This window comes from Streptomyces meridianus (genome assembly GCF_023703325.1).
GTDB classification, from domain to species: Bacteria; Actinomycetota; Actinomycetes; order Streptomycetales; family Streptomycetaceae; genus Streptomyces; species Streptomyces meridianus.
In genome coordinates this window covers 1-22,543 of the sequence record NZ_JAMQGM010000012.1, presented here as the reverse complement: position 1 = coordinate 22,543, position 22,543 = coordinate 1, and the positions used below count along the sequence as shown (strand labels likewise).

17 protein-coding genes are annotated in these 22,543 nt (G+C 70.1%); 14 read left to right on the top strand and 3 right to left on the bottom strand.

The annotated features are described in order from the left end of the window. Window positions 1-141 precede the first annotated feature (141 nt). The 5 genes from M1E25_RS05065 (at window position 142) to serA (ending at window position 8,767) form a co-directional block, all read left to right on the top strand. On the top strand, window positions 142-3,108 hold the full coding sequence (locus M1E25_RS05065; protein WP_251410220.1) for a putative bifunctional diguanylate cyclase/phosphodiesterase: 2,967 nt from the start codon (window positions 142-144) through the stop codon (window positions 3,106-3,108). Between the two features lie 240 nt (window positions 3,109-3,348). Next, on the top strand, window positions 3,349-5,202 hold the full coding sequence (locus tag M1E25_RS05060; RefSeq protein ID WP_251410217.1) for an acetolactate synthase large subunit: 1,854 nt from the start codon (window positions 3,349-3,351) through the stop codon (window positions 5,200-5,202). 35 nt (window positions 5,203-5,237) lie between these two features. Continuing rightward, entirely contained in the window at window positions 5,238-5,762 is a 525-nt protein-coding gene (gene ilvN, locus M1E25_RS05055) for an acetolactate synthase small subunit (protein ID WP_251410214.1), read from the top strand. A gap of 87 nt (window positions 5,763-5,849) precedes the next feature. Then, complete coding sequence (gene ilvC / locus M1E25_RS05050; RefSeq protein WP_251410211.1) at window positions 5,850-6,848, top strand: ketol-acid reductoisomerase; 999 nt, start codon at window positions 5,850-5,852, stop codon at window positions 6,846-6,848. A 326-nt stretch (window positions 6,849-7,174) separates the two neighbouring features. Next, complete coding sequence (gene serA, locus M1E25_RS05045; protein ID WP_251410208.1) at window positions 7,175-8,767, top strand: phosphoglycerate dehydrogenase; 1,593 nt, start codon at window positions 7,175-7,177, stop codon at window positions 8,765-8,767. A gap of 66 nt (window positions 8,768-8,833) precedes the next feature. Here the strand turns inward: serA and M1E25_RS05040 are convergent, their stop codons facing one another. Further along, window positions 8,834-9,418, bottom strand: coding sequence for a Uma2 family endonuclease (locus tag M1E25_RS05040; RefSeq protein WP_251410341.1), 585 nt, complete (start codon window positions 9,416-9,418; stop codon window positions 8,834-8,836). Between the two features lie 144 nt (window positions 9,419-9,562). Next, window positions 9,563-10,747 (bottom strand): PucR family transcriptional regulator, encoded by a 1,185-nt coding sequence (locus tag M1E25_RS05035; protein ID WP_251410205.1) that lies wholly within the window; start codon window positions 10,745-10,747, stop codon window positions 9,563-9,565. A 206-nt stretch (window positions 10,748-10,953) separates the two neighbouring features. Here M1E25_RS05035 and M1E25_RS05030 point away from each other — a divergent pair, with 206 nt between their 5' ends. From M1E25_RS05030 to M1E25_RS05005, 7 genes are all read left to right on the top strand, one after another. Beyond that, window positions 10,954-11,880 carry a proline dehydrogenase family protein gene (locus M1E25_RS05030; RefSeq protein ID WP_251410203.1) on the top strand — a complete coding sequence of 309 codons (927 nt, stop codon included), beginning with the start codon at window positions 10,954-10,956 and terminating at the stop codon, window positions 11,878-11,880. 53 nt (window positions 11,881-11,933) lie between these two features. Further along, window positions 11,934-13,565, top strand: a complete 1,632-nt coding sequence (gene pruA, locus M1E25_RS05025) for an L-glutamate gamma-semialdehyde dehydrogenase (protein WP_251410200.1) — start codon at window positions 11,934-11,936, stop codon at window positions 13,563-13,565. Window positions 13,566-13,922: 357 nt separating this feature from the next. Further along, a complete protein-coding gene (locus tag M1E25_RS25570; protein ID WP_285830396.1) occupies window positions 13,923-14,054 on the top strand; it encodes a hypothetical protein in 132 nt (43 codons plus the stop codon). Between the two features lie 153 nt (window positions 14,055-14,207). After that, complete coding sequence (locus tag M1E25_RS05020; RefSeq protein ID WP_251410197.1) at window positions 14,208-15,245, top strand: 3-isopropylmalate dehydrogenase; 1,038 nt, start codon at window positions 14,208-14,210, stop codon at window positions 15,243-15,245. Between the two features lie 206 nt (window positions 15,246-15,451). Next, the gene (locus tag M1E25_RS05015; protein ID WP_251410194.1) at window positions 15,452-16,540 is read left to right on the top strand and encodes a branched-chain amino acid aminotransferase; all 1,089 of its coding nucleotides are present in this window, start codon (window positions 15,452-15,454) and stop codon (window positions 16,538-16,540) included. A gap of 377 nt (window positions 16,541-16,917) precedes the next feature. Next, window positions 16,918-18,531 carry a citramalate synthase gene (gene cimA / locus M1E25_RS05010; protein ID WP_251410191.1) on the top strand — a complete coding sequence of 538 codons (1,614 nt, stop codon included), beginning with the start codon at window positions 16,918-16,920 and terminating at the stop codon, window positions 18,529-18,531. Between the two features lie 162 nt (window positions 18,532-18,693). Then, window positions 18,694-19,203, top strand: coding sequence for a hypothetical protein (locus tag M1E25_RS05005; RefSeq protein WP_251410188.1), 510 nt, complete (start codon window positions 18,694-18,696; stop codon window positions 19,201-19,203). Window positions 19,204-19,299: 96 nt separating this feature from the next. Here the strand turns inward: M1E25_RS05005 and M1E25_RS05000 are convergent, their stop codons facing one another. After that, the gene (locus M1E25_RS05000) at window positions 19,300-19,917 is read right to left on the bottom strand and encodes a YceI family protein (RefSeq protein ID WP_251410185.1); all 618 of its coding nucleotides are present in this window, start codon (window positions 19,915-19,917) and stop codon (window positions 19,300-19,302) included. Between the two features lie 540 nt (window positions 19,918-20,457). Between M1E25_RS05000 and M1E25_RS04995 the strand changes: the two genes are divergently transcribed. Together M1E25_RS04995 and M1E25_RS04990 are read left to right on the top strand one after the other, a co-directional pair. After that, a complete protein-coding gene (locus M1E25_RS04995) occupies window positions 20,458-22,053 on the top strand; it encodes an acyl-CoA carboxylase subunit beta (protein WP_251410183.1) in 1,596 nt (531 codons plus the stop codon). An 11-nt stretch (window positions 22,054-22,064) separates the two neighbouring features. After that, complete coding sequence (locus tag M1E25_RS04990; RefSeq protein WP_251410180.1) at window positions 22,065-22,277, top strand: acyl-CoA carboxylase epsilon subunit; 213 nt, start codon at window positions 22,065-22,067, stop codon at window positions 22,275-22,277. Window positions 22,278-22,543: the final 266 nt, after the last annotated feature.

The window sequence follows — 22,543 nt, the reverse complement described above, 5'->3', positions numbered from 1 at the left end:
GGGACGGACCGGAAATGCGAGGGGGCGACGGGCAATTCACAGCACACGGACGGACAACCCGGCGCGGCATGACGCGGAAACCGGGTCCTCGCGTACGCACGCGCTCCTGTCGACGGGCAGGGCGCCACGGCGGTCGGTGCGATGAGTGCGCCCGGGATGACCGTCACGCAGCAGGCGGTCCCGGAGGACGAGGTCACGGCGGGCATCGTCCCCCAGGCTCTGCTCACGGTGCTCTGCGGCACCTACGCAGTCGGCGCGGCGCTCGGCTGGGGCTCTCCCCGGCTCGCGCTCGTCATGGGCGACTTCGGACTCAGCGCTGCGGCGGTCGCGGCCGCCGTCTCGTGCCTGTGGTACGCGCGTTCGCCGTCCTGCTGCTTTCCCACCGCCTGGCTGCTCTTCGCGCTGTCCTCCGCCATGGCAGGCGCCGGCAACGCGGTCTGGGGCTGGTACGAGGTCGTGCTGCGGCAGCCCGTTCCCGGCACCTCGGTCGCGGATTTCTTCTTCCTGCTCTTCGCCCCGCCCGCCATCGTGGGTCTGCTCGTCCTCGCCAAACGCCCGTCGAACCGGGCGGGCTGGGTGTGCCTGGCCCTGGACACCTGGCTGATCGGCGGTTCGCTGCTCACCCTGTCGTGGAGCCTCGCCCTCGCCCAGGCTGCCCACTGGGACGGCGAGAGTGTGGGCCGCGCCGCCCTCTCCCTGGCCTATCCGCTGCTGGACATCGTGCTGGTCAGCATGGTGCTGGTGCTGCACTTCCGCCGGACGTCCTCCAACCGCTCGGCCATCAACGCCGCGATCGCGGCGCTGGCGCTCACCGTGTTGTGCGACGCCCTGTTCAGCGCGCCGCCGATGCGTGAGCACTACCGATCCGGCCAGCTTCTCGACGCGGGCTGGTTCGCCGGGTCCATGCTGCTGGCCTACGCGCCCTGGGCGGTGTCGCGGGAGCGCGTCGCCGGCGAGGACTCCGCCGCGCCGGCGCCCCGGGCCGGCCCGCCGATGGGCGGATCGCTCGGTGCCCTCACGCCCTACCTGGCCGCTGCTGTGTGCACCCTGGGCGTGCTGTACAACGTCATCGACGGACACCGCATCGACCGCGTGGTGATCTTCACCGCCTGTACCGTCGTACTCGCCCTGGTCGTACGCCAGGGCATCATGCTCCTCGAGAACATCGCGCTCGCCCAGGAACTGGCCCACAAGGAGAACCACTTCCGCTCCCTGGTGCAGGGTTCGAGCGACGTGATCATGATCGCCGAGCCCGATGGGGTGCTGCGTTACGTCAGCCCGGCCGCGGCCGGTGTCTACGGCATCGATGCCGTAGACCTCGTGGGAGCCGAACTGGCGTCCCTCATCCACCCCGCGGACCTCGGCGGGGTCGTCCACGAGGTCCGGCGCTTCCTCGCCGCGGAGCCGGCGGACGAGCCCACGACGCGGATCGAGTGCCGGTTCCGGTCGGGCGAGGGAGGCTGGCTCAACGTGGAGTCCACCGTCAACCGGCATCACGGCGGGCTCATCTTCAACTGCCGCGACGTCACCGAACGGGTGCGACTTCAGGCCCAGTTGAGGCACAGCGCCGAACACGATCCGCTCACCGACCTGCCCAACCGTGCGCTGTTCACCGAACGGGTGCGGCAGGCGCTCGCCGGCCGCCGCAGCTCCGATGCCGGGCCGGCCGTCCTCTTCATCGACCTCGACGGCTTCAAGGCGGTCAACGACACCATCGGCCACCAGGCGGGCGACGAGCTCCTCGTCCACGCCGCCCGTCGGCTCCAGGAGTCGGTGCGGGCCGTGGACACCCCGGCCCGGCTCGGCGGGGACGAGTTCGCGGCACTGATCCTCACCGGCGAGCCGGACGGTGCGGCGCGCGAGTACCGCATCCAGGAGATCGCCGAGCGCCTCCGGGTGACCCTCTCCCACCCCTACCGGATCGCAGGCGCCGACCTGCGGGTGACGGCCAGCATCGGCGTCGCCTTCGCGGGACCCGGGTCCACCCCCACGGACCTGATGCGCAACGCGGACCTGGCCATGTACCGGGCGAAGGCGTCGGGCAAGGGCCGCGTGGAGCTCTACGTCCCGCAGATGCAGGCCGAGGTGGTCAGGCGCAGCCAGTTGACCACCCGGCTGCGCACCGCTCTGCGCGACGGCGAGTTCGCCGTGCTCCACGAGCCGGTGGTGGAGCTGGCCACCGGACGGATCAGTGCGGTCGCCGCCCAGGCCCGCTGGAGGTCGGCGCAGGGAATGCTGTTCACCCCGGACGAGTTCCTCCGGGTCGTGGACGCCCCGATCGAGGACTCCGGCACCGGCGATCTCAGCCGCTGGCTGCTGGACGAGGCGGTGCAGCAGGCCGTGGCCCGGCACCTGGCGGGGCACCCCACACCCGTTGCCGTACGGCTGCCCGTGCAGCGGCTGATGGACCGCGCCATGCCGCCGAGGGCGATCGAGGCGATGCTGACGCGACACGGCCTGGCGTCCGGCTCTCTCGTCCTGGAGCTGGCCGACGACGAGCCGCGGACTCCGCTCGACGAACTGGAGCAGCGGCTGTCGGCATTGCGGCGTATCGGCGTCAGGATCGCTCTCGACGGTTTCGGCAGCGGCTACGCCGCCATAAGCGCGCTCCGGCGGCTTCCCGCGGATGTGCTGAGGATCGACCGGGGGCTGGTCGAGGGCGTCGTCGAGTCCGCCCGGCTCCACAAGATCACCGCGGGCCTGCTGCGGATTGCGGCAGACCTCGGGATGCAATCGGTGGCCGACGGCGTGGACCGCCCGGACCAGGCCGCAGCCCTGCGGGCGATGGGCTGCACGCACGGGCAGGGCAAGGCATTCTCGGGCCCGCTCGATGAACACCGTCTGCGGCGCGTGCTCACCCGCGGCGGGTATCCGCCGCCGGGACCGGCGGACGGGCGCGGCTCCGGACGTGCCCGCAGTGCGCTCCCGCCGCGCCGGCGGCCCGAACTTCCCGCGCGGCGGCTGGAGGGGCGGCAGTCGCTGCCGAAACGCCTGCCCCGGCAGCCCGCGTCCTCCGACGCGGCGGACGACCGGGAAGGAGCCGTCGCGGAATCGATCACCTATCCGCCATTACGCTCGAATGATGAGACGCCCGTCCCACCCACTTGACACCCAGCATGCGACGGAGGGATCGTCAATGCCATGCGCACCCGAATTCTCGTACGTGGAAAGCGCGTCGGCTGACGCCGGGCTGTTACCCATCGCCCTGCGGACCGCACCCGACGCGCTCCCCTCGCTTGCCTCCCGGCACGAGGGGTTTTTTGTTGCACCGATACGTCGCAGAGCACCGCACCACCTCCCTCGGGGGCGGTCACCCCGCCCCCGGAAACCCTCATCTTCGAGAAGAGAATGTCGATGACCGAGCAGGCCACCGGGGCCCACCATCCGCAGCCGCGGTCCCGTAACGGCGGACAACAGGCCGCCAACGTCGAGCACGTCACGGGCGCGCAGTCGCTCATCCGCTCGCTCGAGGAAATCGGCGTCGACACGGTATTCGGGATTCCCGGGGGCGCCATCCTGCCCGCCTACGACCCGCTGATGGACTCGCCGAAGGTTCGCCACGTCCTGGTCCGGCACGAGCAGGGCGCCGGCCACGCCGCCACGGGCTACGCCCAGGCGACGGGGAGGGTCGGGGTGTGCATGGCTACGTCCGGTCCGGGTGCCACCAACCTGGTCACCCCGATCGCGGACGCGCACATGGACTCCGTGCCCCTGGTCGCGATCACCGGCCAGGTCGCGTCGAAGGCCATCGGCACGGACGCGTTCCAGGAAGCGGACATCTGCGGCATCACCATGCCGATCACCAAGCACAACTTCCTGGTGACCGACCCGGCCGAGATCCCGCAGACCATCGCCGAGGCGTTCCACATCGCGGCCACCGGGCGCCCCGGTCCCGTCCTGGTCGACATCGCCAAGGACGCGCTCCAGGCACAGACCACGTTCCGCTGGCCGCCGGTGACGGACCTGCCGGGGTACCGGCCCGTCACCAAGCCGCACGGCAAGCAGATCCGGGAGGCGGCACGGCTGATCGCCGAGGCCGAGCGCCCGGTCCTGTACGTCGGCGGCGGTGTTCTCAAATCCGGGGCCACGGCGGAGCTGCGGATCCTCGCAGAGCTGACCGGCGCCCCGGTCACCACTACCCTGATGGCCCTCGGCGCGTTCCCCGACAGTCACCCACTGCACGTCGGCATGCCGGGCATGCACGGGTCCGTCACAGCGGTCACGGCCCTGCAGAAGTCGGACCTCATCGTCGCGCTCGGCGCCAGGTTCGACGACCGCGTCACGGGCAAGCTCGACAGCTTCGCCCCCTTCGCCAAGATCGTCCACGCCGACATCGACCCCGCCGAGATCGGCAAGAACCGCGCCGCGGACGTGCCGATCGTCGGGGACGCACGGGAGGTCATCGCCGATCTCGTGGTCGCCGTGCAGGCCGAGCACGAGGAGGGACGCACCGGCGACTACCGCGTCTGGTGGGACAACCTCAACCGCTGGCGCGAGACCTACCCGCTGGGCTACGACCTGCCCGAGGACGGCAGCCTCTCTCCCCAGCAGGTCATCCAGCGTCTGGGCGAGCTCGCCCCGCAAGGCACCGTCTATGCGGCGGGCGTCGGCCAGCACCAGATGTGGGCATCGCACTTCATCAACTACGAGCAGCCCGCGACCTGGCTGAACTCCGGCGGGGCAGGAACGATGGGTTACGCCGTCCCCGCGGCCATGGGTGCCAAGGCCGGCCGGCCCGACCGGACCGTCTGGGCGATCGACGGCGACGGCTGCTTCCAGATGACCAATCAGGAACTCGTCACCTGCGCGCTCAACAACATCCCGATCAAGGTTGCGGTCATCAACAACGGCGCGCTGGGCATGGTCCGGCAGTGGCAGACCCTGTTCTACAACCAGCGGTACTCGAACACGGTGCTGCACTCCGGTCCGCAGGCCCCGGCGGAGACGGCGGGCACGCGCTGCCCCGACTTCGTGAAGCTCGCCGAGGCCATGGGCTGCGTCGGCATCCGCTGCGAGGACCCGGAACAGCTCGACGCGGTCATCGAGAAGGCCAACGCGATCAACGACCGTCCGGTGGTCGTCGACTTCATCGTCCACGAGGACGCCATGGTGTGGCCGATGGTCGCCGCCGGCACCTCCAACGACGAGGTCATGGCCGCCCGCGGCGTCCGGCCCGACTTCGGCGACGCGGACGAGGACTGAGACCGGGACACGGAAGAGAAGAGAGTAAAGAGTCCATGACCAAGCACACGCTCTCCGTCCTGGTGGAGAACAAGCCCGGTGTCCTCGCCCGGATCACCGCGCTCTTCTCCCGCCGCGGCTTCAACATCGACTCGCTCGCGGTCGGCACCACCGAGCACCCGGACATCTCGCGCATCACCATCGTGGTGAACGTCGAGTCGCTGCCCCTGGAGCAGGTGACCAAACAGCTCAACAAGCTCGTCAACGTGCTGAAGATCGTCGAGCTGGAGCCCGGTTCGGCCGTTCAGCGGGAACTCGTTCTGGTGAAAGTCCGCGCGGACAACGAGACGCGTTCCCAGATCGTCGAGATCGTCCAGCTCTTCCGCGCCAAGACGGTCGACGTCTCGCCCGAGGCCGTCACCATCGAGGCGACCGGCGGGGCGGACAAGCTCGAGGCCATGCTCAGGATGCTGGAACCGTACGGCATCAAGGAGCTGGTGCAGTCCGGCACCATCGCCGTAGGGCGCGGCGCCCGTTCCATCACCGACCGGTCGCTGCGCGCGCTCGACCGGACCGCATAGCAAGACCCCAGACCCTGCCTCGCCCGGCCGTCATACGGTGGGCGTCACGCGGACCCCCGCAAGCGCACAAGCAAGGAGATACCCCAAGTGGCCGAGCTCTTCTACGACGACGACGCCGACCTGTCCATCATCCAGGGCCGCAAGGTCGCGGTTCTCGGCTACGGCAGCCAGGGCCACGCCCACGCGCTGTCGCTGCGGGACTCGGGCGTGGACGTCCGCGTGGGTCTCCCCGAGGGCTCCAAGTCCCGCGTCCGGGCCGAGGAGCAGGGCCTGCGCGTGACCACCCCGGCCGAGGCCGCGGCCGAGGCCGACGTGATCATGATCCTGGTTCCGGACCCGATCCAGGCCACGGTCTACGAGGAGTCCGTCAAGGACAACCTGAAGGACGGCGACGCGCTGTTCTTCGGTCACGGCTTCAACATCCGCTTCGGCTTCATCAAGCCCCCGGCCGGCATCGACGTGTGCATGGTCGCTCCCAAGGGCCCGGGCCACCTGGTCCGCCGCCAGTACGAGGAGGGCCGCGGCGTTCCGTGCATCGCCGCTGTCGAGCAGGATGCGTCCGGCAACGCTTTCGCCCTGGCCCTCTCGTACGCCAAGGGCATCGGCGGTACCCACGCCGGCGTCATCAAGACGACCTTCACCGAGGAGACCGAGACCGACTTGTTCGGTGAGCAGGCTGTGCTGTGCGGTGGCACGGCCGCCCTGGTCAAGGCCGGATTCGAGACGCTGGTCGAGGCCGGCTACCAGCCGGAGATCGCCTACTTCGAGTGCCTGCACGAGCTGAAGCTGATCGTGGACCTCATGTACGAGGGCGGCCTGGACAAGATGCGCTGGTCGGTCTCCGAGACGGCCGAGTGGGGCGACTACGTCACCGGTCCGCGCATCATCACGGACCGGACCAAGGCCGAGATGAAGAAGGTCCTGGGCGAGATCCAGGACGGCACCTTCGCCCAGCGCTGGATGGACGAGTACCACTCCGGTCTGCCGAAGTACAACGAGTACAAGAAGGCCGACTCCAACCACAAGCTGGAGACCACCGGCAAGGAGCTGCGCAAGCTCATGAGCTGGGTGAACGAAGAGGCCTGACCGCCTCGGCGTGTGGTCCGCCCTTGGCACCGCACGGCCGGCGGGCGGGGACCGACACGGCCCCCGCCCGCCGGCGGAGCTTCGCCGGCCGCCCGCACGCGGCTTGTCCACGGCGTCGAGCCCCGACCGGGTGATCATTCCGCGGAGGCGTGATACGGGATCATCGCCGCCGATACACTCGTGACAACAACGCGTTCAGGCTCACAGCGTCGTGCGTCTTCCACGCGGCTGCCCCCTTCACCGCCTCCGGCCGTCGGGACGGCCGTCCTCCCCCGTGCCCCCCGGGGAACGGGAGGAGCCCAGGACTAGTGAGGACTGAGGAACTCGTGAGCCCCAAACCTGTCGTACTCATCGCTGAAGAGCTCTCGCCCGCCACCGTCGACGCCCTGGGACCGGACTTCGAGATCCGGCACTGCAACGGCGCCGACCGGGGCGAACTGCTGCCCGCCATTGCCGACGTCGACGCGATCCTGGTCCGCAGCGCGACCAAGGTGGACGCCGAGGCGATCGCCGCGGCCGGCAAACTGAAGGTCGTCGCGCGCGCGGGCGTCGGACTCGACAACGTCGACGTCTCCGCCGCCACCAAGGCCGGCGTGATGGTCGTGAACGCCCCCACCTCGAACATCGTCACCGCCGCCGAACTCGCCTGCGGGCTGATCGTCGCGACCGCCCGCAACATTCCCCAGGCCAGCCAGGCGCTGAAGAACGGCGAGTGGAAGCGCAGCAAGTACACCGGCGTCGAACTCGCCGAGAAGACGCTCGGCGTCGTCGGCCTCGGCCGCATCGGGGTGCTGGTGGCCCAGCGGATGTCTGCGTTCGGCATGAAGATCGTCGCTTACGACCCCTATGTGCAGCCCGCCCGCGCCGCCCAGATGGGTGTCAAGCTGCTCTCCCTCGACGAACTGCTCGAGGTCGCGGACTTCATCACCGTCCACCTGCCCAAGACACCGGAGACGGCCGGGCTCATCGGGGACGAGGCACTGCACCGGGTGAAGCCCGAGGTGCGCATCGTCAACGCGGCCCGCGGCGGCATCGTCGACGAGACGGCGCTGGCCGCCGCCCTCAAGGAGGGCCGGGTCGCGGCCGCCGGCCTGGACGTGTTCAGCAAGGAGCCGTGCACCGACTCGCCGCTGTTCGACTTCGACAACGTCGTGGCCACCCCGCACCTCGGTGCCTCGACCGGTGAGGCGCAGGAGAAGGCCGGCATCGCCGTCGCCAAGTCCGTACGCCTCGCGCTCGCCGGCGAGCTCGTGCCCGACGCGGTGAACGTCCAGGGCGGGGTCATCGCCGAGGACGTCCGCCCCGGCCTGCCGCTGGCCGAGAAGCTCGGCCGGATCTTCACGGCGCTGGCCGGCGAGGTCGCCGTCCGGCTGGACGTCGAGGTCTGTGGCGAGATCACCCAGCACGACGTCAAGGTGCTCGAACTCTCGGCGCTCAAGGGCGTGTTCGAGGACGTGGTCGACGAGACCGTGTCCTACGTCAACGCGCCCCTGTTCGCGCAGGAGCGCGGCGTCGAGGTCCGGCTGACCACCAGCTCGGAGTCCCCGGATCACCGCAACCTGGTCACCGTGCGCGGCACGCTCGCCGGCGGTGAGAACGTCGCGGTCTCCGGCACCCTCACCGGCCCGAAGCACCAGCAGAAGATCGTCGCAGTCGGGGAGCACGACGTCGACCTGGCGATGGCCGACCACCTGGTGTTCCTGCGGTACGCCGATCGCCCCGGCGTGGTCGGGACCGTCGGACGCATCCTCGGCGAGGCAGGGCTCAACATCGCCGGCATGCAGGTCTCGCGGGCCACACAGGGCGGTGAGGCGCTCGTGGTGCTCACGGTGGACGACAACGTCCCGGCGCCGGTGCTCAACGAGATCGCGCAGGAGATCGGTGCGACCTCGGCCCGTACGGTCAACCTCCAGGACTGACCGGCAGCCTTCGCGCAACATGACGCGGGCCCGGCCCCCGATCGGGGGCCGGGCCCGCGACTGTGATCAGAGGCGGTCGATCTCGGTGAGGTCGATGTCGATCGTGAAGGGAACGGATACCTTCAGCCGATCGTGGTGGATGCCGGTCGGCACGTACGTCCGGGTCGCCGGGTCGAGTTCGTAGACGTAGACGACCGGCCGCCGCCCCTCGCCCTTCTCCACGCGCCAGAAGTGCGCGATGCCCGCCTCGGCGTAGAGCTGGGGCTTGCGTTTGCGGTCCCGTTCCTCGGACTCGGGGGAGACGACTTCCACGGCGAGGGCGACGTCGGCGGCCTCGTACCCGGTCTCGTCGGCCTCGTCGGTCACCGCATCGGCCCGCAGCACCGTGATGTCGGGCTCCGGCCGGTTGCGCGGGCCGAGGACGACACTCATCTCGCGCCGCACTCGCAGGCTCTCCGGGGCACGTGCGCGCAGGGCATGCTCCAGGAGATACACGACCAGAGAGTGGAAACTCTTCTGCGGGCTCACGAAGACCAGGCTCCCGTCGATCAGCTCGGTGTGCGGCGGGAGTTCCGGAATGCGGTCGAGGTCGTCTGCGGTGAACCCACCCCGGGGCGGGACGGCCCAGGCCGGCAACGGTTCGGCGGTCATGGTGGTGATTCCTCCCATGGACGGGATTCTGTCCGCGAGACCGAGCGTAGCGGCACGGAACGGCAGGAACACCCTCCGAACGAGTGAGCGGATCCTTGGTCGTTGACGCTCAGCAAGGCTCAGGGCACAGGCCGGTTTCCGGGCTCAGGGCAGGCCCCGGCCGAGCCGGGCCGCCTTCAGCGCCATGTGCAGCAGCAGCCGGTCCTCGCCCTCGTCGAGATCGAGCCCGGTCAGGGCCTCCACGCGCGTCAGCCGGTAGTACAGCGTCTGCCGGTGGATACCCAGAGCGGCGGCGGCCCGCCCCGCCTGGCCGGAGCAGTCGAGGAACACCTCGGCGGTCCGGGCGAGCCGTGCGTGGGCGGGTTGCAGCAGCGGGCCCACGGCCGGGTCAGTGGTGTGCGCGAGGCCGGTGAGCATCCGGTACGGCCCGATCCCGGACCACTCGGCGACCGGTCCCAGCCGGTCCTCCGCCCGGGCCGCCCGGGTCGCGGCGACCGCTTCGGCCCAGGCCTGCGGCAGGTCGTCCAGGCCCTGCCGGATCGTGCCGATGCCCGCCGCTGCCTGACCGGCCCGCGGCGAGCGCAACAGCCGGGAGGCGATCGAACGGGCCGGTTCCACGGACGCGGACGTCCTGAGCCGGACCAGAACGGCGAGTCCCGTACCGGGGACCGCGCAGACGGCGGCGGCTCCGGGGATGCCGGACAGTGCGGGGACGGGTCCGGCATCGTCGGCCGCGTCCAGCGACCAGGGGGCGACGGCGACCAGCGCCAGACTGTCCTCGGCTGCGGGACCGAGCGCCGCGAGCAGCCCGGCGCGGGCGGTCTCACGATCGGACGGCGTCCCGGTGAGCAGTTCCCGGAGGAACTCCCCGACTTGCGCCCCGGCGCGCGACTCCGCCGCCAGCAGCGCCCCGATACGTGCGGCGGTGTCCATCGCCTGGGCCAGGCGCGGGTCGGGCGGAGTGCCGGGTCCGCCGGTCTCGACTCCGGCCAGATGGCCGTCGTCGAGCAGCCAGACGTAGCCGCGCACCACACCCCGGTGACGCGTCGGCAGGCAGATCCGGCCCATGCGCACGCCGGCCGCGGGGTCGGGGGGAATCCGGACGGGCCCGGTGGCGTGGGCGATCCCGAAGGCCTCGAACCAGTCACGGACGGCCTGGGTCGACCGGCGGTGCAGGATCGAGCGGGTGCGGACCGGGTCCATGGCCAGATCGTCCTCGCTGTCGTGCGCACCGAACGCGATGAGCCCGAAGTCCCGGTCCTCGAGGGTGGCCGGGGCGCCGAGCACGGCCGAGATCTCGTCCAGCAGTTGCTGGTAGTCGTCGCGCATCGGTCCGTTCGGTCCTTTCCTGTCGTCGACGGCCCGGCCCGTCGTCGGGGCGGGCACCATTCTCATACAGTTGTCTGAGATCCGGGACACGGATGCGTGACAGCTGTCGATGGCGGAACACCGGGGCGAACCCTAGGTTTCACGGTGGTCCCGTCGCCGTTCCGGTTGTCCCGATGCGGCTGTCCGTTCTCATGTGGAGGTGCCCCGTGCTGGGTCCCGTGCTCCTCGCCGCCGCACGCAGCGAAGGCATCCGCCGTCTTGTCTCGGCGGCTCCGGTCACCCGTCCGGTGGTCGACCGTTTCGTCGCGGGCGAGCATCTCGACGACGCCGCCGACGCCGTGCGCAAGCTCACCGGCCAGGGTCTGCAGGTCACGCTGGACCACCTGGGCGAGGACATCACCGACCCGGCCGAGGCGCTGCGCAACCGCGACGCCTACCTCGCGCTGGCCGACGTGCTGGCCTCGGAGGGCCTGGGTATGCGGGCCGAGATGTCGGTGAAGCTCTCCGCCTTCGGCCAGGCGCTCCCCGGCGGCCACGACCTGGCGCTCGCCAACGTCGCCCCCGTGGTCGAGGCGGCCGCCGCCGCGGGCACCGCGGTTACGCTGGACATGGAGGACCACACCACCGTGGACTCCACTCTCGCCATCCTCTCCGAGCTGCGCGAACGGTTCCCGCAGACCGGCGCCGTCCTCCAGTCCTACCTGTTCCGGACGGAGGACGACTGTCGTGCGCTCGCCGGGGAAGGATCCCGGGTGCGGCTGGTGAAGGGCGCCTACAAGGAGCCCGCGACGGTGGCGTTCCAGGACAAGCGCGAGGTGGACCGGGCGTATGTCCGGTGCCTGAGGATCCTCATGTCCGGCCAGGGTTACCCGATGGTCGGCTCGCACGATCCGCGCATGGTCGCCATCGCCCAGGAGCTGGCCCGGCAGACCGGCCGCAAGCTCGACGAGTACGAGTTCCAGATGCTGTACGGGATCCGGGAAGCCGAGCAGAAGCGGCTCGTGGCGGAGGGCCACCGGATGCGGGTGTACATCCCCTACGGGACCGACTGGTACGGATACTTCATGCGGCGGCTCGCGGAGCGGCCGGCCAACCTCGCCTTCTTCCTCCGCTCGCTCGCCACCCGCGGTTGAGCACCGGAAACCCCAGACGCACGAACCGACCGATCGAAGGAGAAACGGCCACCATGGACGCTGTGACCCAGGTCCCCGCGCCGGTGAACGAGCCGGTGCACACCTACGCACCCGGCAGCCCCGAGCGGGCCCGGCTCGAAGCCAAGCTCAAGGAGCTGGCGGGCAACCCGATCGACCTGCCGATGACCATCGGCGGCCAGAAGCGCATGGGCGGCGGCGAGCGCTTCGACGTGGTGCAGCCGCACAACCACTCCGCGCGGCTCGGCACCTACGGCAACGCCACCACGCAGGACGCCCAGGACGCGGTCGACGCCGCCCTGGCCGCGGCCCCGGCCTGGCGCGCGCTGTCGTTCGACGACCGCGCCGCCATCATCCTCAAGGCGGCCGACCTGCTGTCCGGTCCGTGGCGCGAGACCCTGGCCGCGTCCACGATGCTCGGCCAGTCGAAGACCGCGCAGCAGGCCGAGATCGACACCCCGTGCGAGCTGATCGACTTCTGGCGCTTCAACGTGCACTTCGCGCGTCAGATCATGGCCGAGCAGCCGATCGCCAACTCGCCGGGCGTGTGGAACCGCAGCGACCACCGGCCGCTCGAGGGCTTCGTGTACGCGATCACGCCGTTCAACTTCACGGCGATCGCGGGCAATCTGCCCACCGCACCGGCCCTGATGGGCAACGTCGTGGTGTGGAAGCCGTCCCCGACGCAGACCCACGCCGCCGTGCTGCTGATGGAGCTGCTGGAGGAGGCCGGGCTGCCCAAGGGCGTCATCAACCTGGTCACCGGCGACGGCAAGGATGTCTCGGAGGTGGCGCTCAACCACCCCGACCTCGCGGGCATCCACTTCACCGGCTCGACCAGGACCTTCCAGTACCTGTGGAAGACGGTCGGCAACAACATCGAGAACTACAAGACCTACCCGCGACTGGTCGGCGAGACCGGCGGCAAGGACTTCATCGTTGCCCACCCGTCGGCCGACCGCGGCATCCTGCGGACCGCGATGACCCGTGGCGCCTTCGAGTTCCAGGGGCAGAAGTGCTCGGCCGCCTCGCGTGCCTACGTCCCCCGCTCGCTGTGGGAGTCCGGGTTCAAGGAGGAGTTCGCGGCCGAGGTGGAGTCGCTCACCATGGGTGACGTCACCGAACTCGAGAACTTCATGGGCGCCGTGATCGACGAGCGTTCCTTCGCCAAGAACAAGGCCGCGATCGACCGGGCGAAGTCGGACCCGACGATCGAGGTCGTCGCCGGCGGCACGTACGACGACAGCAGCGGGTACTTCGTCCGCCCGACCGTTCTCGTCTCCACCGACCCGGAGAACGAGATCTTCAAGGACGAGTACTTCGGCCCGATCCTCGGCGTCCACGTCTACGACGACGAGAAGTACGACGAGATGCTCCAGCAGATGGAGTCGGCCTCCGCCTACGGGCTGACCGGCTGCGTCATCGCCCAGGACCGTGCCGCCGTGGCCGCCACCAGCGAGGCACTGCGCTTCGCGGCCGGCAACTTCTACATCAACGACAAGCCCACGGGCGCGGTCGTCGGCCAGCAGCCCTTCGGGGGCGGCCGGGCGTCCGGCACCAACGACAAGGCCGGCGCCAAGCAGAACCTGATGCGCTGGACGTCGACCCGCTCCATCAAGGAGACGCTGGTTCCGCCGACCGACTACCGCTACCCGCACATGGGCTGACGGTCCGCACCGTCCGGCCTCGAAGGGCCCGGTACCTCTCGTCCACGAGAGGACCGGGCCCTTCGTGTTCCGTCTCGTATGGCGGCGGCTCCGGTCCGCCCGCGCGATGCCACTCCGCTGGGGCCGATGGGGTGGATGAGGCGCCGCCGTCTCAGATATTAGGACGTCCGACTAATTGTGGAGACAGCTGCGCCGGTACTGCCTTAGCTTTGTAGGAGCCGAACGTCTCGCTCGATCCAGCGATCGGCGGATGAAGGCGCGTGCCCCTGCAGGAGACCCCTGTCGCACCCCGCCTCCCGCCGCTTCCGGCGATTTCTGAATCCGCATTCGGAACTCTGGCATTGGAGACGCGAACTCATGGACACCAGCGCCCGCAAGACCCGTCACGCCTCGGTTCGTCAGGCCGACAGCAACGCCCGCCGCAACGCCGCCGCTGCGCTGCAGCGCGCTCTCGACCGTCGGGACAACGGCGGCTCGACCGGTCACTGACCGACGGCGGGCCGCCCGCTCGTACCACCTCCGCCGAGGCGGCCGTTTGCACGGCGTCCCGGCGGATGTGCGGTATCGGCGGGCGGCTCCGCCCTCCGTCCGTATGGCGGACGGCGGGTGTCATTGGGTGGGACGCAGCGTTAGGGTTCCGGCATGTCTCGTGCCATCAATCTCGCAGTGATCCCCGGTGACGGCATCGGGCAGGAAGTCGTCGCCCAGGGCCTCAAGGTCCTCTCCGCGGTCCTGCCGCGCGACGTGAAGCTCGAGACCCGGGAGTACGACCTCGGCGCTCGTCGCTGGCACGCCACCGGCGAGACACTGCCGGACGAGGACCTGGAGTCCCTGAGGGGCCACGACGCGATCCTGCTCGGTGCCATCGGCGACCCCTCGGTTCCCTCGGGCGTGCTCGAGCGGGGCCTGCTGCTCAAACTCCGGTTCGCCTTCGACCTCTTCGTCAACCTGCGGCCGTCCAAGCTCTTCCCCGGAACGGCGACACCGCTCGAGGGCCGCCCGGACATCGACTTCGTCGTGGTCCGCGAGGGCACCGAGGGCCCCTACGCCGGCAACGGCGGCACCCTGCGCACCGGTACCCCGGCCGAGATCGCCACCGAGGTCAGCGTCAACACCGCGTACGGCGTCGAGCGGGTCGTGCGGGACGCCTACGAGCGCGCGTCCGCCCGCCCGCGCAAGAAGCTGACCCTGGTCCACAAGAACAACGTCCTGGTGCACGCCGGTCACCTCTGGAAGCGGATCTTCGACCGGGTCGGCGCCGAGTACCCGGATGTCACCACGGACTACCTGCACGTCGACGCGGCGACGATCTTCTTCGTCACCCAGCCCGAACGGTTCGACGTGATCGTCACCGACAACCTCTTCGGCGACATCCTCACCGACCTGGCTGCGGCCGTCACCGGCGGCATCGGCCTCGCCGCCTCGGGCAACATCAACCCCACCGGGAATTTTCCCTCGATGTTCGAGCCGGTCCACGGTTCCGCCCCGGACATCGCGGGCCAGGGCAAGGCCGACCCGACCGCGACCGTGCTGTCCGTCGCGCTGATGCTCCAGCACCTCGGCCACACCGAAGAGGCCGCCCGCATCGAGGCCGCGGTGACCGCGGATCTGGCGGAGCGTGACGCAGTCCGCACGACCGACGAGATCGGCGACGCGCTCGCGGCACGAGTAGCGGACTGACCCCGCCGCACGGCGGGTCCCGCACCCGCTGCTGCGGCGCACGGCGGTCGGGTGCGACCATCTTCCAGGGCCGCACACACGTTGCTTCCGTCCTCGGCCCCGCGCACGGGATAATCGGGCGTGGGGCCGCGGGTACGCCAGGGAACGTCCTCATGCAGGAGGGCGCGCGTGCGGTTCGCATCAATCTCAGCGAAGGACACGCAGATATGACGACGCCCACGATCGAACTCAAGCCCTCGGCCCATCCGCTGTCCGACGCGGAACGCGAAGCCGTCCTGGCGACTCCCGGGTTCGGCCGTCACTTCACCGACAACATGGTGACGATCAAGTGGACCGAGGGCCGCGGCTGGCACGACGCCCAGCTCGCCCCGTACGCGCCGCTGTCGATGGACCCGGCGAACATGACGCTGCACTACGCGCAGACGATCTTCGAGGGCCTCAAGGCATACCGTCAGCCCGACGGCACCGTCGCCACCTTCCGCCCGGACCGCAACGCCCGCCGCTTCCAGGCGTCCGCGCGCCGGCTCGCCATGCCCGAGGTTCCCACCGACCTGTTCATCGCGGCGTGCGACGCCCTGGTCGCCCAGGACCGGGCGTGGGTGCCGGCCCACGGTGGCGAGGAGTCGCTCTACCTGCGTCCGTTCATGTTCGCCACCGAGGTCGGGCTGGGCGTGCGGCCCGCCAACGAGTACCTCTTCATGGTCATCGCCTCGCCCGCCGGCGCGTACTTCCCCGGAGGTGTCAAGCCGGTCTCGATCTGGCTTTCCGAGGACCGTGTGCGCGCCGTCCCCGGCGGCATGGGTGACGCCAAGACGGGCGGCAACTACGCGGCGTCGCTGCTCGCCCAGAAGGAGGCCGCCGCGCAGGGCTGCGACCAGGTCGCCTACCTCGATGCCGTGGAGCACCGGTGGGTCGAGGAGCTCGGCGGCATGAACCTGTACTTCGTGTACGGCAACAGGATCGTCACCCCGGAGCTGACGGGTTCGCTGCTCGCCGGAATCACCCGGGACTCGTTGCTCACCGTCGCCCGGGACCTCGGCTACGAGGCGGAGGAGGGCCGGGTCTCCATCGACCAGTGGAAGCGTGACACGGAGAACGGCACGCTGACGGAGGTCTTCGCCTGCGGCACCGCGGCCGTCATCACGCCGGTCGGCACGGTCAAGTCCCGGGGCGGCGAGTGGACTCAGGGCGACGGGGGGCCCGGCGATGTCACCATGACGCTCCGCCGGGCACTGCTGGACATCCAGCGCGGTATCGCGGAGGACAAGCACGCCTGGATGCACCGGCTGGGCTGACGGCCGGCCCGGGAGCCGGATCCGCCGGGACTCCTGTCGCGGACCGGTGCCGGGACGGGCTCTCGCATCCTGAGACGAAATCTCGCACGGAGGCGGTTTGTGTCAAACTGCCTCCGTGCTTTCGTTTGCCATGATTATCGGCAGCAGGCGCGCCGGTCCGCAGTGACCGCCTCCGTGAACCCCGTACGGAGCGGCACCGTGCCCCAGACCCGCGCGCAGACCTCTCGCATCCGCGAGGGGTCTTTTCGTTTCCGGACCACCCGCAGCCGGGACACTCGGCGCACGGGACCCCGGGGACGGTCGAACGGGCTGCCCCACGTCCCCGGCGTGGGGAACCACAGGTAGACCGAGATCCCGACAGGAGTGCAGGAACAGCCATGACGGACGCAGCAGGATCCTCCGCGGTCGACGACAGTTTCCACGTGTTCGACACGACGCTGCGGGACGGTGCCCAGCGTGAGGGCATCAATCTGACGGTCGCGGACAAGCTGGCCATCGCGGGGCACCTGGACGACTTCGGGGTGGGGTTCATCGAGGGCGGCTGGCCCGGGGCGAACCCGCGTGACACCGAGTTCTTCGCCCGGGCGCGGACGGAGCTGGAGTTGCGTCACGCGCAGCTCGTGGCGTTCGGCTCGACCCGCCGGGCGGGCCTGCCGGCCGCTGAGGACCCCCAGGTGCGGGCGCTCGTGGCGTCGCAGGCTCCGGTGGTCACGCTGGTGGCCAAGTCCCACGACCGCCACGTGGAGCTGGCCCTGCGGACGACCCTCGACGAGAACCTGGCCATGGTCCGCGACACCGTCGTGCACCTGCGCGAACAGGGGCGCCGGGTGTTCGTCGACTGTGAGCACTTCTTCGACGGCTACCGGGCGAACCCGGGGTACGCCAAGCAGGTCGTGCGCACGGCCCACGAGGCGGGGGCCGACGTGGTGGTGCTGTGCGACACCAACGGTGGGATGCTGCCCGCGCAGATCCAGGCGGTCGTGGCGACGGTGGCCGCCGACACGGGTGCGCGGCTGGGCATCCACGCTCAGGACGACAGCGGCTGTGCGGTGGCCAACACCCTCGCCGCCGTGGACGCCGGGGCCACGCACGTGCAGTGCACGGCCAACGGTTACGGCGAGCGGGTGGGAAACGCCAATCTGTTCCCGGTGGTGGCGGCGCTGCAGCTGAAATACGGGCGCCGGGTGCTGCCCGACGGAGCGCTGGCGGAGATGACCCGGACCTCCCACGCGATCGCCGAGGTGGTCAACCTGACGCCCTCGACGCACCAGCCGTACGTCGGCCTGTCCGCCTTCGCACACAAGGCCGGGCTCCATGCCTCGGCGATCAAGGTCGACCCGGACCTTTACCAGCACATCGACCCCGAGCAGGTCGGCAACACCATGCGCATGCTGGTCTCCGACATGGCGGGACGCGCGTCGATCGAGCTCAAGGGCAGGGAACTCGGGATCGACCTCGGCGGCGACCGCGACCTGGTCGCCCGGGTCGTGGAGCGTGTCAAGGAGCGGGAACTGACCGGGTACACCTACGAGGCCGCGGACGCGTCGTTCGAACTGCTGTTGCGCGAGGAGGTGGAGGGGAAGCCGCGCGAGTACTTCCGGATCGAGTCCTGGCGCGCGATCGCCGAGCACCGTCCGGACGGTGTCCACGCCAACGAGGCCACCGTCAAGCTGTGGGCCAAGGGTGAACGGACCGTGGCCACCGCGGAGGGCAACGGCCCCGTCAACGCCCTGGACCGGGCCCTGCGGTTGGCGCTGGAGCGGATCTATCCCGAGCTGGCCCGACTGGAACTGGCCGATTACAAGGTGCGCATCCTGGAGGGCGCGCACGGCACGTCGTCCACGACCCGGGTGCTGATCTCCACCAGTGACGGCCGCACCGTGTGGTCGACGGTGGGAGTGGCGGAGAACGTCATCGAGGCGTCCTGGCAGGCCGTGGTCGACGCCTACACGTACGGCCTGCTGCGGGCCGGCATCGATCCGCAGCGCTGACCGAAAGGCCAACGGGGTCCGTCACAGGCCGGATTGACGGGTTGACTGTGTACCGGGCTCTGGCGGATCCGGTCAGAACCGGGCACCATCCTCTTGCTCGACCTGCACTGCCGATGCGCTTCGCATCTCCTACAACGGTCCCCAGCAGGAGGGTTTCCCCCCATGAGATTCCGTTCTGTCCTCAGCGCGCTGGTCCTCGTCCTGGGCGTGCTGTTCGCGCCCGGTGTCGGCCTGGTGTCCTCCTCCGGCGAGGCCCAGGCCGTCACCAAGCTGACGCACTCCCAGGCCACGTCGATGTTCAGCTCGTCCGGCATCACCTGGTCCTCGTCCGGCGGCTGTTCGGACCGGAACAACCCGACGTGCACGTCCTTCGAGCAGCTCAACCTCTCCTCGGCGCAGGGTGCCCAGACCTTGAAGTCGGCCTCCGGCTGCGCCCTGAACATCACCGGTGGCACCGAGACGGGGCACGCGAGCGGAACGTACAGCCACTGGAACGGCTACAAGCTGGACTTCGGCAAGAACAGCTGCATCAGCGGCTACGTCACCGGTCACTTCGCCTACATAGGCGTGCGCGGTGACGGTGCCCCGATGTACCAGTCCGGTTCGGGGAACGTCTACGCAGACGAGGGCAACCACTGGGATGTCCTGTACTACAACTGCGGCGGCTGCTGAGCCCGTTGCCGCAGGACGGGACCGGACCGGCCGGTGAGAGGCCGGTCCGGTGGGCCGTCTCGTTGGGGCGGGCGGGTGACCCCGACCGGACCGACGTCACCCGGATCCGGGGGAGCCCGCCCGGATCGCGGAGATGTCGAAGGTCAGCCGGACCTTGTCGCCCACCAGGACACCGCCGGTCTCCAGGTTGGCGTTCCACGTCAGGCCCCAGTCCGAGCGCAGGATCTGGGCGGTTCCCTCGAAGCCGACTCGCTCGTTGCCGAAGACGTCGGTCGCCGCCCCGTTGAAGGTGAGGTCGAGCGTCACCGGGCGCGTGGTGCCCTTGATCGTGAGGTCGCCGGTGAGGCGGTAGGTGTCCTCGCCCCTCGCCTCGGCCGACGTGCTGCGGAACGACATGGCGGGGTGGGCTGCTGCGTCGAAGAAGTCGCCGCTGCGCAGGTGCTCGTCCCGGTCGGCGTTGCCGGTGTCGATGCTCGGGATGCTCACGGTGAGTTCGGCGCCGGAGCGTGCGGGGTCGGTGCCGTCCAGCGACAGTGTGCCGTCGAACTCCTGGAAGGAGCCCCGGACGTTGGTGACCATGGCATGACGGACGGTGAAGCCCAGGCTGCTGTGGGCGGGGTCGACGGTGTAGTCGCCGGTGAGGGCGGCCAGTGCCGGGTCGGTCGCGGCGGTCGTGGCGGAAGCCGGGGTCCGGGTGCGCTGGAAGAAAGTCATGATGCCTCCTCGACATGTTGTTCAACGTTCAACTGATTCGACCGTACTGCGCTATCGTTAAACATTCAACTTCTTCCTGGGGTGGTGCGGGATCCGCCGGGACGCCGGCGGGCGTGGAGCGGGGCGCACGCCCCTCGGCGGCACGTGCCGGGCCGGGTCGGGAGGCGCAGGGGGGCGACGGCCAGGCTGCACTTCGGCGATCCGTCCCGTGTGCACGAATGGGTGGAGACGCTCGAGCCATCCGATCCGTTCGGTCGCTGCCGTGGACGCCGCGATCGAGGTGCTGGAGGCCGGTCGCCACGCTGTCTGTGCGCGGCGCCGAATGTCGCCGGATTGACCCATGGGTGTGATGTCGTGATCCGGGATTGACCGGAAGAGAGAGCGGCCGCTTTTGTGAGGACTCCACAACCGTGTGCCGGTCGTGGATGTGGCAGTCCGCTTAACGGGTGGTAGTTCTGTCCAGCCCGGCCAGGAAAACGGCCCGGAGACTGTGCGAAGTCAACGGCCGCATTCGGGGCCTGCTGTTCGTAGGGTCGATACATGACGCTTCTGGACGAGACGCCCAACGAGACGCCCGCCGTCGCGAGCGACGCCCGTGGACGGGTCGCCGAACTGCACGCGATCCGCGACCGGGCCCGGCGCGGGCCCAGCGAGCGCGCGACCGAGGCCCAGCGGGCCAAGGGCAAGCTCACCGCACGCGAGCGTATCGAGCTCCTGCTGGACGCCGGCTCCTTCAACGAGGTCGAACCGCTGCGGCGGCACCGGGCGACCGGATTCGGTCTCGATGCCAAGCGGCCGTACAGCGACGGTGTCATCACCGGCTGGGGCACTGTCGAGGGCCGTACGGTCTTCGTCTACGCGCACGACTTCCGGATCTTCGGCGGCGCTCTGGGAGAGGCCCACGCCACCAAGATCCACAAGATCATGGACATGGCCATCTCGGCCGGCGCCCCACTGGTGTCGCTGAACGACGGCGCGGGAGCGCGGATCCAGGAGGGCGTCTCCGCCCTCGCCGGCTACGGCGGCATCTTCCAGCGCAACACCAGGGCCTCCGGTGTCATCCCCCAGATCTCGGTGATGCTCGGCCCGTGCGCCGGCGGCGCCGCCTACTCCCCGGCGCTCACCGACTTCGTCTTCATGGTCCGTGAGACCTCCCAGATGTTCATCACCGGCCCGGACGTCGTCCAGGCGGTGACCGGTGAGAAGGTCTCCCAGAACGGCCTCGGAGGCGCGGATGTGCACGCCGAGACCTCGGGCGTCGCGCACTTCGCCTACGACGACGAGGAGACCTGTCTCAACGAGGTCCGCTACCTGCTGGCGATGCTGCCCGCGAACAACCGCGAGAACCCGCCGAGCCACCCGGCCGAGGACCCCGCCGACCGCAAGGGCGAGACGCTGCTCGACCTGGTCCCCGCGGACGGCAACCGCGCCTACGACATGCGCAAGGTCATCGAGGAGATCGTCGACGACGGCGAGTACCTCGAGGTCCACGAGCGCTGGGCGACCAACATCATCTGCGCGCTGACCCGCATGGACGGCCAGGTCGTCGGCATCATCGCGAACCAGCCCGCCTCGCTGGCCGGCGTGCTGGACATCGAGGCCTCCGAGAAGGCGGCCCGCTTCGTCCAGATGTGCGACGCCTTCAACATCCCGATCGTGACCCTGCTCGACGTGCCCGGCTTCCTGCCGGGCGTGGACCAGGAGCACGGTGGCATCATCCGACACGGCGCCAAGCTGCTCTACGCCTACTGCAACGCCACGGTCCCCCGGATCTCCCTGATTCTCCGCAAGGCATACGGCGGCGCCTACATCGTCATGGACTCCCAGTCCATCGGCGCGGACCTGACCTACGCCTGGCCCACCAACGAGATCGCCGTCATGGGCGCCGAGGGCGCGGCCAACGTGATCTTCCGCAAGCAGATCGCCGAGGCCGACGACCCGGACGCGATGCGCGAGGCCATGGTCAAGGAGTACAAGGCCGAGCTGATGCACCCCTACTACGCCGCCGAGCGCGGACTCGTCGACGACGTGATCGACCCGAGCGAGACCCGAGAGGTCCTCATCCGCTCGCTCGCCATGCTGCGCACGAAGCACGCCGACCTGCCGTCGCGCAAGCACGGCAACCCGCCGATGTGACGGAGAACCCGATGAACACGACCACCCACAACCTCGTACGCGTCGAGCGCGGCCACGCGGCTCCCGAGGAACTGGCCGCTCTCACGGCCGTGCTCCTGGCCCGCGCCGCCGCGGGTTCGCACCACCACGCCGCCGCGGCGGCCCGTCCCGGCCGCTCGGCCGCCCGCTGGCGCCGGCTCGAGCGGACCCCCGGCTTCCGGGCTCCGCACAGCTGGCAGGGCTGAGCAGGGAGCAACAGGCGCCGTCGGTCCCCGCCGGCGCAGCACACCCCGGGAAGGTCCCGCACTCCGGTCACGGAGTGCGGGACCTTCTCTGCGTCCGAAGACCTGCGGATCCGTCGCCGCGGCGGAACAGGGTTGCGGTCTCTCCCGGTTCAGCCGGCCGGAGCGCCGCGCTCCGACGGCCGGCCCCGCGGCGAACCCTCCGGGGTCCGCCGGGCCCTCGCCGTCGAGCGCAGAGGGCGGTCGCATCCGTGCACCGGGCCCCGTAC

Bases quoted from the DNA above. Each gene is read 5' to 3' on its own strand.
- M1E25_RS05065 (WP_251410220.1), top strand. From the start codon at position 142: ATGAGTGCGCCCGGGATGACCGTCACGCAGCAGGCGGTCCCGGAGGAC.
- M1E25_RS05060 (WP_251410217.1), top strand. From the start codon at position 3,349: ATGTCGATGACCGAGCAGGCCACCGGGGCCCACCATCCGCAGCCGCGG.
- ilvN (WP_251410214.1), top strand. From the start codon at position 5,238: ATGACCAAGCACACGCTCTCCGTCCTGGTGGAGAACAAGCCCGGTGTC.
- M1E25_RS05040 (WP_251410341.1), bottom strand. From the start codon at position 9,418: ATGACCGCCGAACCGTTGCCGGCCTGGGCCGTCCCGCCCCGGGGTGGG.
- M1E25_RS05035 (WP_251410205.1), bottom strand. From the start codon at position 10,747: ATGCGCGACGACTACCAGCAACTGCTGGACGAGATCTCGGCCGTGCTC.
- pruA (WP_251410200.1), top strand. From the start codon at position 11,934: ATGGACGCTGTGACCCAGGTCCCCGCGCCGGTGAACGAGCCGGTGCAC.
- M1E25_RS25570 (WP_285830396.1), top strand. From the start codon at position 13,923: ATGGACACCAGCGCCCGCAAGACCCGTCACGCCTCGGTTCGTCAGGCC.
- M1E25_RS05020 (WP_251410197.1), top strand. From the start codon at position 14,208: ATGTCTCGTGCCATCAATCTCGCAGTGATCCCCGGTGACGGCATCGGG.
- M1E25_RS05015 (WP_251410194.1), top strand. From the start codon at position 15,452: ATGACGACGCCCACGATCGAACTCAAGCCCTCGGCCCATCCGCTGTCC.
- cimA (WP_251410191.1), top strand. From the start codon at position 16,918: ATGACGGACGCAGCAGGATCCTCCGCGGTCGACGACAGTTTCCACGTG.
- M1E25_RS05005 (WP_251410188.1), top strand. From the start codon at position 18,694: ATGAGATTCCGTTCTGTCCTCAGCGCGCTGGTCCTCGTCCTGGGCGTG.
- M1E25_RS05000 (WP_251410185.1), bottom strand. From the start codon at position 19,917: ATGACTTTCTTCCAGCGCACCCGGACCCCGGCTTCCGCCACGACCGCC.
- M1E25_RS04995 (WP_251410183.1), top strand. From the start codon at position 20,458: ATGACGCTTCTGGACGAGACGCCCAACGAGACGCCCGCCGTCGCGAGC.
- M1E25_RS04990 (WP_251410180.1), top strand. From the start codon at position 22,065: ATGAACACGACCACCCACAACCTCGTACGCGTCGAGCGCGGCCACGCG.